The organism is Mesorhizobium sp. B2-8-5, from assembly GCF_006440675.2.
In the GTDB taxonomy this organism is placed as follows: Bacteria; Pseudomonadota; Alphaproteobacteria; order Rhizobiales; family Rhizobiaceae; genus Mesorhizobium.
Genome location: NZ_CP083951.1, coordinates 4,348,078 through 4,362,605 on the forward strand (window position 1 = coordinate 4,348,078; position 14,528 = coordinate 4,362,605).

Genomic DNA, 14,528 nt, shown 5'->3' on the forward strand with positions numbered 1-14,528 from the left:
GCGGACCTCACTGAATCCTAGTTCCGTTGATGGTCATAGGCAAACCGGCCAGATAGGCACCCACCTGGCTAAGCAGCATAAAAGCGATCACGCAAAAGAAGCCCCTTCGGCGATGGCGATTCATTTCATCCGTCCAAACAACCTTGGTGACAGGGAGAAATCCAAAAACCTTGGTTTGAACCTTATTCTCCTGGCGAAGCGACAAAGCGGCCACCATCGCTATAGAATAGCCCCCGACAGCGAACGAAATAATCGCTAGGAAAAGAAGAATATATCCCAGCGATGCTGCCATCGCTTATCCCCGATAGGTAACGGCTTTGACAGCCTCGACGACTTCGCCGACGTTGGGCAGCGCCAGCTTCTCGAGGTTCGCCGCATAAGGCATCGGCACGTCCTTGCCGGCAATGGTGATCACCGGCGCATCGAGGAAGTCGAAGGCACGCTGCGAGACCTGGCTGGCGATGTGGTCGCCGACCGAGTTCTGCGGATAACCTTCTTCCACCACCACGAGACGGTTGGTCTTCTTCACCGAAGCGATGATCGTGTCGAAGTCGAGCGGCCGAATGGTCCTGAGATCGATGATCTCGGCATCGATGCCCATGCCGCGCAACTCGGCCTCCGCCTTGACCGCATAGGTCATGCCGATGCCGAAGGAGACGAGCGTGACGTCCTTGCCTTGCTTGTGGACACGTGCCTTGCCGATCGGCAGCACGAAGTCGTCGAGTTTCGGCACATCGAAGGAATGGCCGTAGAGGATCTCGTTCTCGAGGAAGATGACAGGGTTCGGATCGCGGATCGCCGCCTTGAGCAGGCCCTTGGCGTCGGCGGCCGTGTAGGGCATCACCACCTTCAGGCCGGGGATATGGCTGTACCAGGCGGCATAGCACTGCGAATGCTGCGCGGCGACGCGGGCGGCCGCGCCGTTGGGACCACGGAAGACGATCGGCGCGCCCATCTGGCCGCCGGACATATAGAGCGTCTTGGCGGCCGAGTTGATGATCTGGTCGATCGCCTGCATGGCGAAGTTGAAGGTCATGAATTCGACGATCGGCTTCAACCCGGCCATCGCGGCGCCGACGCCGACGCCGGCAAAGCCATGCTCGGTGATGGGCGTGTCGACGACGCGTTGCGGCCCGAACTCCTGCAGCAGGCCTTGCGTGATCTTGTAGGCGCCTTGGTATTCGGCGACCTCCTCGCCCATGACGAAGACATCGCCGTCGCGGCGCATTTCCTCGGCCATCGCGTCGCGCAGCGCTTCGCGCACAGTGGTGGAAACCATCTCGGTGCCGGCGGGAATATCCGGATCGGCGGCGATCTCCGCCTTCGGCGCGGCGGCGACCGGCGTGGCAGCGTTGCTCTTGGCCGCGGCGGGGGCCGGCGCCGGTGCGGCTTTTTCGGCCTTGGCGGGCTCTTCTTCACCGATGCCTTCGCCGGCCTTGTCGACGTCCTCGCCGTCGACGGCAAGCACGGCGATGACCGCGTTGACCTTGACGCCTTCGCTACCGGCGGGAACCACGATCTTGGCGAGCGTGCCTTCGTCGACGGCTTCGACTTCCATCGTCGCCTTGTCGGTCTCGATCTCGGCGATGACGTCACCGGCGACGATCTTGTCGCCTTCGTTCTTCAGCCATTTGGAAAGATTGCCCTCTTCCATCGTCGGCGAGAGCGCGGGCATGAGAATTTCGATCGGCATGTCCTTGCCCTCTCCTTAGAGTACGATGTCGGCCCACAGCTCGGACGGATCCGGCTCGGCGTCGTTCTGGGCGAATTCGGCGGCGTCGGCGACGATGTCGCGGACTTCCTTGTCGATGGTCTTGAGCTCGTCCTCGGTTGCCCACTTCTTGTCGAGCAGCCGCACCCGGACCTGCTCGATCGGGTCATGCTCGGAGCGCATCTTCTGCACTTCCTCCTTGGAGCGGTATTTTGCCGGGTCGGACATCGAATGGCCGCGATAGCGGTAGGTCTGCATCTCGAGGATCAGCGGACCGTTGCCGGACCGGCACCATTCGGTGGCCAGATCGGCCGCCGACTTCACGGCGCGGACGTCCATGCCGTCGACCTGGATGCCCGGGATCTTGAAGGAAGCGCCGCGATGCGAGAAGTCGGTCTCGGCCGACGAGCGCGACACGGACGTGCCCATGGCGTAGCGGTTGTTCTCGATGATGTAGATCACCGGCAGCTTCCACAGCGAGGCCATGTTGAAGCTTTCATAGACCTGGCCCTGGTTGGCGGCGCCGTCGCCGAAATAGGTCAGCGAAACGTTCTTGTTTTCGCGGTAGCGGTTGGCGAAGGCGAGACCGGTGCCGAGCGACACCTGCGCGCCGACGATGCCATGGCCGCCATAGAAATGCTTCTCCTTGGAGAACATATGCATGGAGCCGCCCTTGCCCTTCGACAGGCCGCCGCGGCGCCCGGTGAGCTCGGCCATGACGCCGCGTGGCGACAGCTCCATCGCCAGCATGTGGCCATGGTCGCGATAGGCGGTGATCATCTGGTCGCCTTCGACCAGCGCCATCTTCATGCCGGTGACGACGGCCTCCTGGCCGATATAGAGGTGGCAGAAGCCACCGATGAAGCCCATGCCATAGAGCTGGCCGGCCTTCTCCTCGAAGCGGCGGATCAAGAGCATGTGCCGGTAGGCGGAAAGCTCTTCGTCCTTGGTGAAATCGGCCGGCTTGGGCGCTGACAGATTGGGCTGTTTGTCGGATCTGGATTTGGCGGGCGCTTTTTTGGCGGCGATGGCCATGCGTCACTCCCTGTTGGCGTCTCTTCGCGGACATTCAGGGAGATCGATCGTCTCCCCACCGATTTGCGAGAAGCTAACACGCAAGAATGCATTGCGCCATGCTGAAAAATGCATGGCTGGCATGCATCTAAGCGATTAGAATCATTGAAAATAAAGACGATTAACCGAAATTCGGTTATTTCGTCGAGGCGGGCAGCATGATGGTGATTTCGTCGGGATGGGACAGATTGAGCGCCTTTCGGGCCTGCTCGTCAAGCATATCCTTCTCCAGCGTGCCTTCATGCATCAACTGGACACGACGCTCGAAATCGATCCGGCGCGCCTTCACGGCATCGAGCTGGGCCTGCAATTCAACCGCCCGGGCCTGCAGCCGATATTTGGAATAGATGCCGAATTCGCCGTGATAGGCATGGAAGCCGAAATAGGCCAGGAAGAGCACGCAAAGCGAGGGGATGATCAGCCTGCCGGTGTTTCTCTGCTTGTGCTGACGTGTCCACATGACCCGAACCCTCGCGGCCGCGAACGCAAGCGGCCATGAGTCGTATTTCGCCCGATTGTGCTTAATGGACGGTTACGGGCGGCCTTATCGAGGATCGCCGGAACAAAAAAGGGCGGGAATGACCCGCCCTTTTCAGACTGTTCGAACGGGCTGGGTCAGCCCTTGACCACCGACTTGCCGGCGTAGCGCGCCTGCTTGCCGAGCTCTTCCTCGATGCGGATGAGCTGGTTGTATTTGGCGGTGCGGTCCGAGCGCGACAGGGAGCCGGTCTTGATCTGCCCGCAATTGGTGGCGACCGCGAGGTCGGCGATGGTCGAATCCTCGGTCTCGCCCGAGCGATGCGACATGACGGCGGTGTAGCCGGCCTTGTGCGCGGTCTCGACGGCATCGAGCGTCTCTGTCAGCGAGCCGATCTGGTTGACCTTGACCAGGATCGAATTGGCGACGCCCATGCGGATGCCGTCGCGCAGCCGCGCCGTGTTGGTGACGAAGAGATCGTCGCCGACGAGCTGGGTCTTCTTGCCGATCAGGTCGGTCAGGATCTTCCAGCCTTCCCAATCGTCCTCGGCAAGGCCGTCCTCGATGGTGATGATCGGATAGTCGGCCGCGAGCTTGGCAAGGTACTTGGCCTGCGCCTTCGGATCGCGGGTCTTCTTCTCGCCCTCATAGACGTAGTTGCCGTCCTTGAAGAACTCGGTCGCCGCGCAATCGAGACCGAGGGCCACGTCCTCACCAGGCTTGAAGCCGGCCTTCTCGATCGATTCCATGATGAAATCGAGCGCCGAAGGCGCGCTCTTCAGGTTGGGAGCGAAGCCGCCCTCGTCGCCGACATTGGTGTTGTGGCCGGCATCCTTGAGCTTCTTGCGCAGCGTGTGGAAAATCTCCGAGCCCCAGCGCACGCCGTCGCGCAGCGTCGGCGCGCCAATCGGCAGGATCATGAATTCCTGGAAATCGATCGGATTGTCGGCATGCGCGCCGCCATTGATGATGTTCATCATCGGCACCGGCAGGATGTGCGCCTTGGTGCCGCCGACATAACGGTAGAGCGGCAGGCCCGCGGCTTCCGCCGCGGCCTTGGCGACCGCCAGCGACACGCCGAGGATGGCATTGGCGCCGAGGCGGCTCTTGTTCGGCGTCCCGTCGAGCTCGATCATCGTCTGGTCGATATGGATCTGGTTCTCGGCTTCCATGCCGCCGATCGCCTCGAACAGCTCGCCGTTCACCGCTTCGACGGCGCGCTGAACGCCCTTGCCGAGATAGCGCGGCCCGCCGTCCCGCACCTCAACCGCCTCATGCGCGCCGGTCGATGCGCCCGACGGTACCGCGGCGCGGCCCATCGAGCCATCTTCCAGCACCACGTCGACCTCGACGGTCGGATTGCCACGGCTGTCCAGGATTTCACGCCCGACAATGTCGATGATGGCGGTCATTTGCGATGTCCCCGATTGATCGATTGAAGCGTCGCGCCCCTCTTAGCCAAAGCGGAGCAAAAGGCAATCGGCGGGGCCGCAATTATTGCCGCGGGCAAGAGTCACGAAGCGCAAATTTCTGTCATCATAAGTCATGCGCACTGCACGGCCTTCTCATCTATGGTCGCATTCGCGCGGGGCGAAACAGGAGGAGTTTCGCCATGTCCCAGTTGAGCGGTATCGTGAGTTTGTTCCTGATCGCGGCGGCGTTCCTGACGTCATGCGACGACCGGAAACCCCAGCAGAGTTCGGCAGAGCTATCGACTCTCAACGCAGCGGAGTAGGTAAACGTCAAAGGCCCCCGGCTTTATGTCGGGGGCCTTTCGATTTTCAGCTTGCCGATCGTGCGATCAATGCCAATAGGGCTTCACATGGTAATACTGGAATGAAGCATCGCGGGCGGCTTCGCCGTCGGCGCCGGTCAGCTCGTCGATCGAATATGCAGGCGCCGCCTGGAGCTGCTCCTTGGTGAACGGCACGACATAGCCGCCTCTGTCCTCGTCATAATCGAGCGTCGCCCACGGAACGGCGTGGTACTTCTCGCCCATGCCAAGGAAGCCGCCGAAACCGATGACGGCGAACATGATGCCGTTCGACATCTTGTCGAGCATGACGTCCTCGATGCTGCCGATGCTCTTGCCTTCGGTGTTGTAGACAGACGTGCCGATGACGCGTGAGGCGGCGATGGCTTCGGTATGCCCGGACGGGGTGGTCATGATGGTTCTCCTCTCGTTGAATGCATGCATTGACAATGAGAGGAGCGCACTAAGGTTCCCGACGACTTGCTCAGCTGTCGGTGAGGATGAAGGTGACTTTCATATTGACGCGGTAAGCGGCGATCTTGCCGTCTTCGACGACGATCTTCTGGTCCTGGATCCAGGCGCCCTCGACGTTCTTCAGGGTTTTTGCGGCGCGCGCGATGCCCTGCTCGATGGCATCCTGAAAGCTCTTCGTGGACGACGACGTGATTTCGGTGACGCGGGCAACGGACATGGCTTCCTCCTGCCAAGACGCTCAGTTACGAAACGAGCGTAGTCCCGGCCCGGTGCAACCACAAGCCGGCGCAGGATCGCGTCGGATCAGTGGCCCTTGGCGATCCGGTCGAAGGCCATCAGCTTCTCCAGCAGCGCCGGCATGTCCTTGAGAGGCAACATATTGGGGCCATCCGAAGACGTCGAATTGTCCGGGTCCTGATGGGTTTCGATGAAGACGCCGGCGACGCCGACGGCTACGGCCGCGCGCGCGAGCGTCGCGACAAAGCGCCGTTCGCCGCCGGAGGAGCCGCCTTGCCCGCCCGGCTGCTGCACCGAATGGGTGGCGTCGAAGATAACCGGGGCGCCGATCTCGGCCATGAGCGGCAGCGCGCGCATGTCCGAGACCAGCGTGTTGTAGCCGAACGAGACACCGCGCTCGGTGGTCAGCACGTTCGGATTGCCGGAACCGGTGATCTTGGCGACGACGTTCTTCATGTCCCAGGGCGCGAGAAACTGGCCCTTCTTCACATTGATGACCTTGCCGGTCCTGGCGGCGGCGACCAGCATGTCGGTCTGGCGCGACAGGAAAGCCGGGATCTGCAGGACATCGACATGCGGCGCGACGATCGCACACTGTTCCTCGGTGTGGACGTCGGTCAGCACCGGGAGCCCAAACTCCTTGCGCAGATCGTCGAAGATCGGCATCGCCGCATCGAGCCCGGCGCCGCGCGTCGCCGACAGCGAGGTGCGGTTGGCCTTGTCGTAGCTGGTCTTGTAGACGAGGCCGATACCCAGACGTTCCGTCAGCTCCTTCAGCGCGCCGGCCATGTCGAAAGCATGCTGGCGCGATTCAAGCTGGCACGGGCCGGCGATCAGCGACAGCGGTGCATTGTTGGCGAAGACGACCTTGCCGACGGTTACCGATGCATTGGGCGCCAGGGGCTTGCTCATGGGTTCTCCCGGAAGATGAAGGCGGCGCCCTGCCCGGGCGCCGGCGGAACGACGACATCATTGCCGCTCATGTTGTGATCGACGGCGCCGGCCGCAAGCACGTGCGCAACTGAAGCTTTGTCGCGGATCGAGAAAACAATCGCCTCAAACCGGAAATGCGACGACGGCTCGGCCGCCAGGCCGAAGCGCCGCGTGTAGGTTTCAGGCGTGACGACGCTTAGGATTGCGTTCGGCAGCCGCACCGCGTCGCCCGCCCCAAGGTCGTCGGCACTCGCGCCGACGGCGATAGAGATCAGCCCGATCTGCGCGGAAGGCGCGTCACTGACCGCAACCACTTCGACGATGCCGGTCACGCCATTGGCATGCGCCTGAAGCGCCGTGCGATCGATCTTCGGCGCGTTGACGCGCTCGCAGGCGAAGAGGAAGGCGTCCGGCGCCTCCTTGGCGGCCGCGAAGGCCAGCTTGAAAGACGCCGTATCGCTCTTTCCGTTCGCGTCGGTGAACACGCGTGAGAAACTAAGCATGTCGCCGGCCGACAGGCCGGCTTCGACAAAGCGCGCATGGTCGGCGTCGGCATTGCCGGCTCCAAGCACGACGGCCGAAAAACCCTCCTCGCCCAGCCGCTCGCGATAAAGGCGGTCGCGCGATATGAAGACATTGCCGGCCGCGATTGCTTGTCCTGCTGCCTGTTCATTTCCCACCGCCAGCGGCTCGAGATAGGTGCCGTCGGCGAAAAAGACGCAGGCGTTCTGCGTGCCGAAAGGGTGGATGCCCGTGGGCGCGACGACAAAGCCGAGCGAGGCCAGACGCGACCGCGCGGCATCGAGGCTTCCGGTAGGCAGCACGAGGTGGTCGAGCGGATGGGCGGAGCTTTTGATCATGCCGGCGCGGTGTGCCCCATTCCGGCCGGCTGTTCAAGAGCGGCGGACCGAAGGAACGTGCTCTGCCGCTTCAGGCCGCGGCCACGACATCCGCCGAATAGCGCAGTTCGCGCAGCGGCTTCACCTTGCTGGTCGTGTCCGCATAGATCGGATCCGCCTTGTAGGCGGCAAGGGCCGCCTCGTCCTCGAACTCGGCATAGACGACGACATCGATCGCGTTGGAAAACAGATCGACCTTGGTGTTGAGCGTCACCTCGAAATGCTTCGAGTGCGGAATCTTGCCGAGCGCCAGCAGGCCCGAGCGCACAGCCTCGACATCTTCCCTGCGCCGCACGCTGAAGAAAACGATGTGCCGGATCAAGCCAGCCTCCCTGGTCTTCGGTTCAGCGGTGTTTCTGTGGGAGCAACGCCCGGGCGTCAACCGGCAACGATGTCGCGCCGCGATGCGAAAGCGGCGAGACCTTACCCGGTGACGTAGCGCACGATGCGTGACACTTCCCGTACGGTCGCGTCGAGGTAGTGGCCGCGATTGTAGAGGCCGTCCCAGAACAGGAAGAAGGTGATGGCGGCGATGACGATCACATAACGCATGGCTAAAACTATCCCATGCGGACAGCCGGAACCAGAGCGGCCGGGGCAGCGATTTTGGCAGTTCACTGCTTTTTGCCTGAAGCGCTTTCCCGTCAGCGGCGGCGCGGGCGGCCGCCTAGGCAGCCGCGTCGACGCGGCACGACGTCAAAGCGTGATGCGATATCTGGCAAAGCCCGCCTCGCCATCGCCGGCAGGCTCTATCTTCAAGGATTTCACGTCGGCGATGAAATCCTTGGCGCCCGGTCCGGTCTCGAAGACGACGCTGGCGCCGGGCAGCGGCGCGAAGGACCAGTTGTCGTCCGCCGAAGGGTTGATCGTGCCCTCGCTGACGACGTAGCGCACGATCACGTCGCGGTTGGTGTCCGGCGCTTCGTAGATGATCTTCGAGGCGTCGATGTCGGGGAAATTGCCGCCGCCGCCAGCGCGGTAATTGTTGGTGGCAACGACGAATTTCGCTGCCGGATCAATCGGTTTCCCGTTGAATTTCAGGTCGGCGATGCGATTGGAACCGGCGTTCGCGACGCCGCCCTTGGCATCGTATTTCGGCGGCTGCGACAGGTCGATCCGGTAGGTGATGCCGTCGATGACGTCGAAATTATAGGATGGGAAGTCTGTGTTGATCAGCAGCTGATCCGCTTTGCCCGGCTCGATATGGTTGAAGATGCCGGCGGACATCTCCAGCCATTCCTTCACCTCGGTGCCGGTGATTTCGACGGCGCGCACCGTGTTCGGGTAAAGATAGAGGTCGGCGACATTCTTGATGGCGATATCGCCCGCGGGAACGTCGGTATAGTAGTCGGCGCCGTTGCGGCCGCCGGCCTTGAAGGGCGCCGCCGCCGACAGGAGCGGCACGTCCTTCCACTCAGTGCTCTTCAATATGTTCTTGAGATACCAGGTCTGCGCCTGGTTGACGATCTGGACGGACGGATCGTCGGCCACCAGAGCGAAGTAGGAGTAGAGCGGCGCCGATGTCTTGCCGACGGGGCGGCGGACATAGGCAAGGGTTGCCTCGTGGTCCTGCTCGAGCGCCGCGATGATGCGCTTGTCGTCGCCAACTGTTGCCTTGTTCTTGTTGTCGACGCGCTCATAGATCGGCCGCGCCTCGGAGGTGGCCGAGACGATCCGCCACTTCGAGCCGTCGCGCTCCAGAAGCAGGTCGATCAGACCCATATGCGAACCCCAGAAGCCGCCCATGACGGCCGGCTTGCCCTGCAGCGTGCCCTTCTCGGTGTCGACGCCTGCGAGCGCCTGGAAATCCTTCTTGCCGGGGAAGACCAGATGCTGGTGGCCGGTGAAGACCGCGTCGATGCCCTCGACGCCGGCGACGAAGAACGAGGCGTTCTCCATCTTGTCGCCTTGCTTGATATCGATGCCGGAATGCGAAAGCGCGATGACGATATCGGCGCCTTCCTCCCTGATCTGCGGCACCCAGGCCTTGGCCGCCTCGACGATATCGCGCGTCTGGACGTTGCCTTCGAGGTTCTTCAGGTCCCAGACCATGATCTGCGGCGGCACGAAGCCGATGACGCCGATCCTGATCGGTTGCTCGGCCCCTGACCCATCCTTGATCTTCCTGTCGAGGATGACATAGGGCTTGAGGTAGAGCTTGTCGTCGCGCGGGTTCGCGGCAAGCGTGGTGCCGCGGATCAGGTTCGCGCAGACGAAGGGAAAGTTGGCGCCGGCCAACACCTTGTCGAGAAAGGACAGCCCATAATTGAATTCATGGTTGCCGAGCGTCGAGCATTCATAGCCGAGCACGTTCATGCCCTTCATGACGGGGTGCAGGTCGCCGTCCTTCATGCCTTTCTCGTAGGCTATGTAGTCGCCCATCGGACTGCCCTGCAGCAAGTCGCCATTGTCGATCAGCATCGAATTCACGGCTTCCTTGCGCACCGCGTCGATCAGCGAGGCGGTGCGCGACAGGCCCATCGTGTCGTTCGCCTTGTCGGCGTAGTAATCGTAAGGCAGCAGGTTCACATGGATGTCGGCCGTCTCCATGATCCTGAGATGCGCCTGATTGGCCGCGGCGCGGGCGGAGAACGGATGCAGCATGATCAGCGCGCCGCCGGCAGCGGCGCCAGCCAGGAATTCGCGACGGGAGAATCCGCGACGGGAGATGGGCAGCCGTGACATTTTCTTCTCCTCTTCGACAACGCGACGACCCTGCCCCAGGCATGGAGCATGGCGCTGATGAGGCTTCGAGTCCACGCGCGCGAAAGGCCTTTCGATCACGAGAAGGTGACGTCTCGATGAAGCCGATGACGGCGAGGAAATCAGCTCTTGTCGTCGTCGCCCTGGGTGATCAGCCGCGCGCTGCGCTGGCCGGTAAGATATATCCATAGCCAGCTAAGCGAGACCGCCAGGCGGTTGCGGAAGTCGATCAGGAAATAGATGTGCGCTATGCCCCAGAGCCACCAGGCGGGCCAGCCGGTGAGCTTGATCCAACCGAAATCGATGGCAGCGGCGCGCTTGCCGATCGTCGCCAGGTCGCCGGCATGCTTGTAGCGGAAAGGACACGTCGCGGTGTCGCCGGCCAGCCGCGCCTTGATCGTCGCGGCGACGTGTTTGCCCTCCTGCTTGGCCGACGGCGCCACACCCGGTACCGGCTTTCCATCCGGCCGCAGCACATGCGCGGTGTCGCCGATGACGAAAATGTCTGGATTGCCGGGCACAGTGAGGTCGGGTTCGACCAGCACCCGGCCCGCCCGGTCGGCCGCCGCCCCCAGCCATTCGGCCGCGGGCGAAGCGGCAACGCCCGCCGCCCAGATGATCGTCCTTGCCGGCAGGTGCGCGTCGCCGAAGACGACGCCTTCGGCATCCAGTTTCGTGACAGGGCGCCCGAGCTCGACGGTGACGCCCAGCCGTTCCAGCGCCTTGCGGGCATAGTCGGAAAGCTGCGGCGCGAAATTGGCCAGGATCCGGTCGCCGGCCTCGATCAGCACGACGCGCGCCTGTCGGGTGTCGATGTTGCGGAACTCGCCGCGCAGTGTGTCATGCGCGAGCTCGACAATGGTGCCTGCGAGTTCGACACCGGTCGGCCCGCCGCCGACAATGACCAGCGTCAGCAGGGCCTGGCGCTTCGCTGGATCGGTTTCGCGCTCCGCCTGCTCGAAGGCCAGCAGGATGCGTCGCCGGATCGTCGTGGCGTCCTCGAGCGTCTTCAGACCCGGCGCGAACGGCTCCCACTCGTCATGGCCGAAATAGGCGTGGCGCGCGCCGGTGGCGAGCACCAGCGTGTCATAAAGAACCGAGCTGCCGTCTTCGAGCAGCACGCGTTTGCCGGCGCGGTCGACGCCGGTGACATTGCCGAGAAGCGTCGTCACGTCCTTGCGCCTGCGCAGCAGATGACGGATCGGCCAGGCAACCTCAGAGGTCGCAAGCGACGTCGTCGCCACCTGATAAAGCAGCGGCTGGAAAAGATGGTGGTTGCGTTTGTCGATCATGGTGATGCGCACCGGACCTCCCGCCAGCGCACGCGTGAGTTCGAGGCCGCCGAAGCCGGCACCGACGACAACGACGTTATGCTCGGTTTCGCTCATTTCATTCCGTCTCGCCAAGTGTAACCGTCACCCGTGATGTAAGTATTTTTGTGCGCTGCAACAATGTTGGATCGGGCAATAACCATGCCCGGGAGTCGTCGCGCGGCGTCGTGAATGCACATGCGACCGCACAGCCATGAGTATAGCGTGAAACAAATCGACAGGAGCCAAGCATGGCTGACACCCGTGACGACGAAGGGCCGGCGCAATACGCCTCGCCGCCCTGCTTCATGCATGAACTCGACCCGGAATACCGGGAGCCGTTCTCCGACTGGACGGATGTCAGACGCTGGCGCAAGGCCGAGCGCGAGCGGCTCATCGGCGCCCGCCTTGTCGTCTCAGCCGATGCGCGCGCGGCCATGTCTGCGCGCATCGCGGACGGCCTCGACGCGCTGATCGGAGACATAGCCGGCCGGATGGTCAGCCTCTACTGGCCGTTTCGCGGCGAGCCGGATCTGCGTGGCTGGATGGCCTCGATCAACGAGCGCGGTGGGCGCACCGCGCTGCCCGTCGTCATCGAGAAGGGACAGCCGCTGGTGTTTCGCGCCTACAAACAGGGCGACCGGCTGGAAAAGGGCGTGTGGAACATTCCGATCCCGGCCGAGGGCGACCCGGTGCTGCCCGACATCGTGATCTCGCCGATCGTCGGCATCGATCCAGGTAACTATCGGCTGGGTTATGGCGGCGGCTTTTACGATCGCACGCTTGCCGCAATGCCGTTCAGGCCGCTGGTGATCGGCGTCGGCTACGAATTGCAGCGCATCCCGACCATCTACCCGCAGCCGCACGATATCCCAATGACTACTGTGGTGACCGAAGCCGCAGCGGTTTAAGCCATCTCAGGCCGCAGCCCGACCGCCGTGCGATCGACGATCTCGCGCAGCGCGAAGGACGAGTTGATCTTGGTGACGTGCGGCATGGCTGACAGCCATTCCTTGTGGATGCGCTCATAGTCGACGAGATCCTTCGCCGCGATGCGCAGGATGTAGTCGTATTCGCCCGACATCAGATGGCAGGAGAGCACGTTCGGGCAGCGCTTGATCGCCGCCTCGAAATCCGACAGCGTCTTTTCGAATTGCCCCGACAGCGATATGTGCACAATCGCCGTCATCTGGTGGCCGAGCGCGGAATTGGACAGCCGCGCGTGGTACCCGCGGATGGTTCCGGACTTCTCCAGATTGTCGAGCCGGCGCGAACAGGCCGATTGGGAAAGGCCGACCTTCTCCGCGAGCGCCGCATTGGGGATCCGGCCATCCTTCTGCAAAGACTCCAGAATGGCGATATCAATCCTGTCGAGCCGCATTTTTCGTGGTTCCTGCGAATTTCAAGTCATTTTACGCAACGATTATCGAAGAGCGACCATTACCGCAAGTGCATTCGCAAACACATACGGAACGATTCGTGGTTGACTGCGGTTACTGCGTGTCCACCCTCCGCTTTTTCGACCCGGTGACATGCACGAGCGACAGTGAGAGCGCCCCCTGAAGGGCGCGGACAGGGAGAAGAAAAATGCGTGTCGGCTGCCCCAAGGAAATCAAGAACCATGAATATCGCGTCGGCCTGACGCCGGGCTCGGTCCGCGAATATGTCGCGCATGGCCATGAAGTGCTGGTCGAGACCGGTGCTGGCGCCGGCATCGGCGCCGACGACAACGCCTATCGCGCCGCCGGCGCCACTATCGCCAAGACGGCCGCCGACGTGTTCGCCAAGTCCGACATGATCGTCAAGGTCAAGGAACCGCAGCCAAACGAATGGGTCCAGCTGCGCGACGGCCAAATCCTCTACACCTATCTTCATCTGGCTCCGGATCCGGAGCAGACCAAGGGTCTTCTTGGCTCGGGCGTCACCGCGATCGCCTATGAGACCGTGACCGACGACCGCGGCGGCCTGCCGCTGCTCGCGCCGATGTCGGAAGTCGCCGGCCGCCTGTCGATCCAGGCCGGCGCGACTGCGCTGCAGAAGGCCAATGGCGGCCGCGGCGTGCTGCTCGGCGGTGTGCCCGGCGTGCTGCCCGGCAAGGTCACCGTGCTCGGCGGCGGCGTCGTCGGCCTGCATGCGGCCAAGATGGCTGTCGGCCTCGGCGCCGACGTCACCATCATCGACCGCTCGATCCCGCGTCTGCGCCAGCTCGACGACATCTTCGGCGGCCGCGTCCACACACGCTACTCGACCGTCGAAGCGCTGGAGGAAGAATGCTTCTCGGCCGACATCGTCATCGGCGCCGTGCTGATCCCGGGCGCCGCGGCGCCCAAGCTCGTCACCCGCGAAATGCTTTCCGGTATGAAGAAGGGCTCGGTGCTGGTCGACGTCGCGATCGACCAGGGCGGTTGCTTCGAGACCTCGCATGCCACGACGCACGCCGATCCGACCTATGAGGTCGACGGCGTGATCCACTATTGCGTGGCAAACATGCCTGGCGCCGTGCCGGTCACTTCGGCGCACGCGCTCAACAACGCGACGCTGCACTATGGCCTGCAGCTCGCCGACAAGGGCCTCAAGGCGCTGGTCGACGACCACCATTTGCGCAACGGCCTCAATGTTCATAAGGGCAAGATCACCAACCGCGCCGTCGCTGAGGCGCTCGGCTACGAAATGGTCGAACCGAAGGCGGTCCTTGCCGCCTGATCATTTGCAACGATTTCCTTCAGTCGCCCGCCGGGTCATTCCGGCGGGTTTTTTCTTGCGCGGAAACTGCGCTTCCGTCGAAAAATCCGGTCAACAAAAAAGCGGAGCAAAAAGCCCCGCTTCTTCGACTGTCGCGATCTGCCGCCGGTCCATCCGCGGTCGACACATCGCAACCGCTGCGTTTTAGCGCAGTAGTACGACGAGAATACGACGGTCTTGAAAATGCGCTTCTTTTCGTTCTTCCGCCATTATG

The 14,528-nt window shown here is 62.8% G+C and carries 16 protein-coding genes; 2 read left to right on the forward strand and 14 right to left on the reverse strand.

Annotated elements, in window-relative coordinates:
• Window positions 1–7 precede the first annotated feature (7 nt).
• The 13 genes from FJ430_RS21135 to FJ430_RS21190 form a co-directional block, all read right to left on the reverse strand.
• Window positions 8–292: a hypothetical protein gene (locus tag FJ430_RS21135; protein WP_140708881.1), complete on the reverse strand. Its 285-nt coding sequence runs from the start codon at window positions 290–292 to the stop codon at window positions 8–10.
• A gap of 3 nt (window positions 293–295) precedes the next feature.
• The gene (locus FJ430_RS21140; protein ID WP_140708879.1) at window positions 296–1,693 is read right to left on the reverse strand and encodes a pyruvate dehydrogenase complex E1 component subunit beta; all 1,398 of its coding nucleotides are present in this window, start codon (window positions 1,691–1,693) and stop codon (window positions 296–298) included.
• 15 nt (window positions 1,694–1,708) lie between these two features.
• A complete protein-coding gene (gene pdhA / locus FJ430_RS21145) occupies window positions 1,709–2,746 on the reverse strand; it encodes a pyruvate dehydrogenase (acetyl-transferring) E1 component subunit alpha (protein WP_140708877.1) in 1,038 nt (345 codons plus the stop codon).
• 175 nt (window positions 2,747–2,921) lie between these two features.
• Window positions 2,922–3,245 carry an FtsB family cell division protein gene (locus FJ430_RS21150; protein WP_140646243.1) on the reverse strand — a complete coding sequence of 108 codons (324 nt, stop codon included), beginning with the start codon at window positions 3,243–3,245 and terminating at the stop codon, window positions 2,922–2,924.
• A 155-nt stretch (window positions 3,246–3,400) separates the two neighbouring features.
• Window positions 3,401–4,675 (reverse strand): phosphopyruvate hydratase, encoded by a 1,275-nt coding sequence (gene eno, locus FJ430_RS21155; RefSeq protein ID WP_140646244.1) that lies wholly within the window; start codon window positions 4,673–4,675, stop codon window positions 3,401–3,403.
• Window positions 4,676–5,064: 389 nt separating this feature from the next.
• Window positions 5,065–5,430, reverse strand: a complete 366-nt coding sequence (locus FJ430_RS21160; RefSeq protein WP_095765629.1) for a PRC-barrel domain-containing protein — start codon at window positions 5,428–5,430, stop codon at window positions 5,065–5,067.
• A gap of 70 nt (window positions 5,431–5,500) precedes the next feature.
• Window positions 5,501–5,707: a dodecin family protein gene (locus FJ430_RS21165; protein WP_140657211.1), complete on the reverse strand. Its 207-nt coding sequence runs from the start codon at window positions 5,705–5,707 to the stop codon at window positions 5,501–5,503.
• A gap of 86 nt (window positions 5,708–5,793) precedes the next feature.
• A complete protein-coding gene (gene kdsA / locus FJ430_RS21170) occupies window positions 5,794–6,639 on the reverse strand; it encodes a 3-deoxy-8-phosphooctulonate synthase (RefSeq protein WP_140708875.1) in 846 nt (281 codons plus the stop codon).
• Window positions 6,636–7,520: a VOC family protein gene (locus tag FJ430_RS21175; RefSeq protein ID WP_140708872.1), complete on the reverse strand. Its 885-nt coding sequence runs from the start codon at window positions 7,518–7,520 to the stop codon at window positions 6,636–6,638. The genes kdsA and FJ430_RS21175 overlap by 4 nt, the downstream gene beginning before the upstream one ends.
• 70 nt (window positions 7,521–7,590) lie before the next feature.
• A complete protein-coding gene (locus tag FJ430_RS21180; protein ID WP_140646248.1) occupies window positions 7,591–7,881 on the reverse strand; it encodes a Dabb family protein in 291 nt (96 codons plus the stop codon).
• A gap of 101 nt (window positions 7,882–7,982) precedes the next feature.
• Window positions 7,983–8,111, reverse strand: coding sequence for a hypothetical protein (locus FJ430_RS31640; protein WP_264296002.1), 129 nt, complete (start codon window positions 8,109–8,111; stop codon window positions 7,983–7,985).
• A 144-nt stretch (window positions 8,112–8,255) separates the two neighbouring features.
• Window positions 8,256–10,244 (reverse strand): bifunctional 2',3'-cyclic-nucleotide 2'-phosphodiesterase/3'-nucleotidase, encoded by a 1,989-nt coding sequence (locus FJ430_RS21185; RefSeq protein WP_140708870.1) that lies wholly within the window; start codon window positions 10,242–10,244, stop codon window positions 8,256–8,258.
• Between the two features lie 140 nt (window positions 10,245–10,384).
• A complete protein-coding gene (locus FJ430_RS21190; RefSeq protein WP_140708868.1) occupies window positions 10,385–11,650 on the reverse strand; it encodes an NAD(P)/FAD-dependent oxidoreductase in 1,266 nt (421 codons plus the stop codon).
• Between the two features lie 173 nt (window positions 11,651–11,823).
• On the opposite strand from FJ430_RS21190, the gene FJ430_RS21195 reads away from it, so the two are divergent.
• The gene (locus FJ430_RS21195) at window positions 11,824–12,483 is read left to right on the forward strand and encodes a 5-formyltetrahydrofolate cyclo-ligase (protein ID WP_140708866.1); all 660 of its coding nucleotides are present in this window, start codon (window positions 11,824–11,826) and stop codon (window positions 12,481–12,483) included.
• Here FJ430_RS21195 and FJ430_RS21200 read toward each other — a convergent pair.
• The gene (locus FJ430_RS21200) at window positions 12,480–12,953 is read right to left on the reverse strand and encodes an Lrp/AsnC family transcriptional regulator (RefSeq protein WP_140708864.1); all 474 of its coding nucleotides are present in this window, start codon (window positions 12,951–12,953) and stop codon (window positions 12,480–12,482) included. The two genes, FJ430_RS21195 and FJ430_RS21200, sit on opposite strands and share 4 nt — an antisense overlap.
• A gap of 206 nt (window positions 12,954–13,159) precedes the next feature.
• Here FJ430_RS21200 and ald point away from each other — a divergent pair, with 206 nt between their 5' ends.
• Window positions 13,160–14,275 carry an alanine dehydrogenase gene (ald, locus tag FJ430_RS21205; RefSeq protein WP_095765477.1) on the forward strand — a complete coding sequence of 372 codons (1,116 nt, stop codon included), beginning with the start codon at window positions 13,160–13,162 and terminating at the stop codon, window positions 14,273–14,275.
• The last annotated feature ends 253 nt before the right edge of the window (window positions 14,276–14,528 follow it).

Coding starts and splice junctions, on each gene's coding strand:
- FJ430_RS21165 (WP_140657211.1), bottom strand. CDS start 5,707: ATGTCCGTTGCCCGCGTCACCGAAATCACGTCGTCGTCCACGAAGAGC.
- FJ430_RS21140 (WP_140708879.1), bottom strand. CDS start 1,693: ATGCCGATCGAAATTCTCATGCCCGCGCTCTCGCCGACGATGGAAGAG.
- FJ430_RS21200 (WP_140708864.1), bottom strand. CDS start 12,953: ATGCGGCTCGACAGGATTGATATCGCCATTCTGGAGTCTTTGCAGAAG.
- FJ430_RS21185 (WP_140708870.1), bottom strand. CDS start 10,244: ATGTCACGGCTGCCCATCTCCCGTCGCGGATTCTCCCGTCGCGAATTC.
- FJ430_RS21195 (WP_140708866.1), top strand. CDS start 11,824: ATGGCTGACACCCGTGACGACGAAGGGCCGGCGCAATACGCCTCGCCG.
- ald (WP_095765477.1), top strand. CDS start 13,160: ATGCGTGTCGGCTGCCCCAAGGAAATCAAGAACCATGAATATCGCGTC.
- FJ430_RS21135 (WP_140708881.1), bottom strand. CDS start 292: ATGGCAGCATCGCTGGGATATATTCTTCTTTTCCTAGCGATTATTTCG.
- FJ430_RS31640 (WP_264296002.1), bottom strand. CDS start 8,111: ATGCGTTATGTGATCGTCATCGCCGCCATCACCTTCTTCCTGTTCTGG.
- FJ430_RS21150 (WP_140646243.1), bottom strand. CDS start 3,245: ATGTGGACACGTCAGCACAAGCAGAGAAACACCGGCAGGCTGATCATC.
- FJ430_RS21160 (WP_095765629.1), bottom strand. CDS start 5,430: ATGACCACCCCGTCCGGGCATACCGAAGCCATCGCCGCCTCACGCGTC.
- FJ430_RS21175 (WP_140708872.1), bottom strand. CDS start 7,520: ATGATCAAAAGCTCCGCCCATCCGCTCGACCACCTCGTGCTGCCTACC.
- FJ430_RS21190 (WP_140708868.1), bottom strand. CDS start 11,650: ATGAGCGAAACCGAGCATAACGTCGTTGTCGTCGGTGCCGGCTTCGGC.
- pdhA (WP_140708877.1), bottom strand. CDS start 2,746: ATGGCCATCGCCGCCAAAAAAGCGCCCGCCAAATCCAGATCCGACAAA.
- kdsA (WP_140708875.1), bottom strand. CDS start 6,639: ATGAGCAAGCCCCTGGCGCCCAATGCATCGGTAACCGTCGGCAAGGTC.
- eno (WP_140646244.1), bottom strand. CDS start 4,675: ATGACCGCCATCATCGACATTGTCGGGCGTGAAATCCTGGACAGCCGT.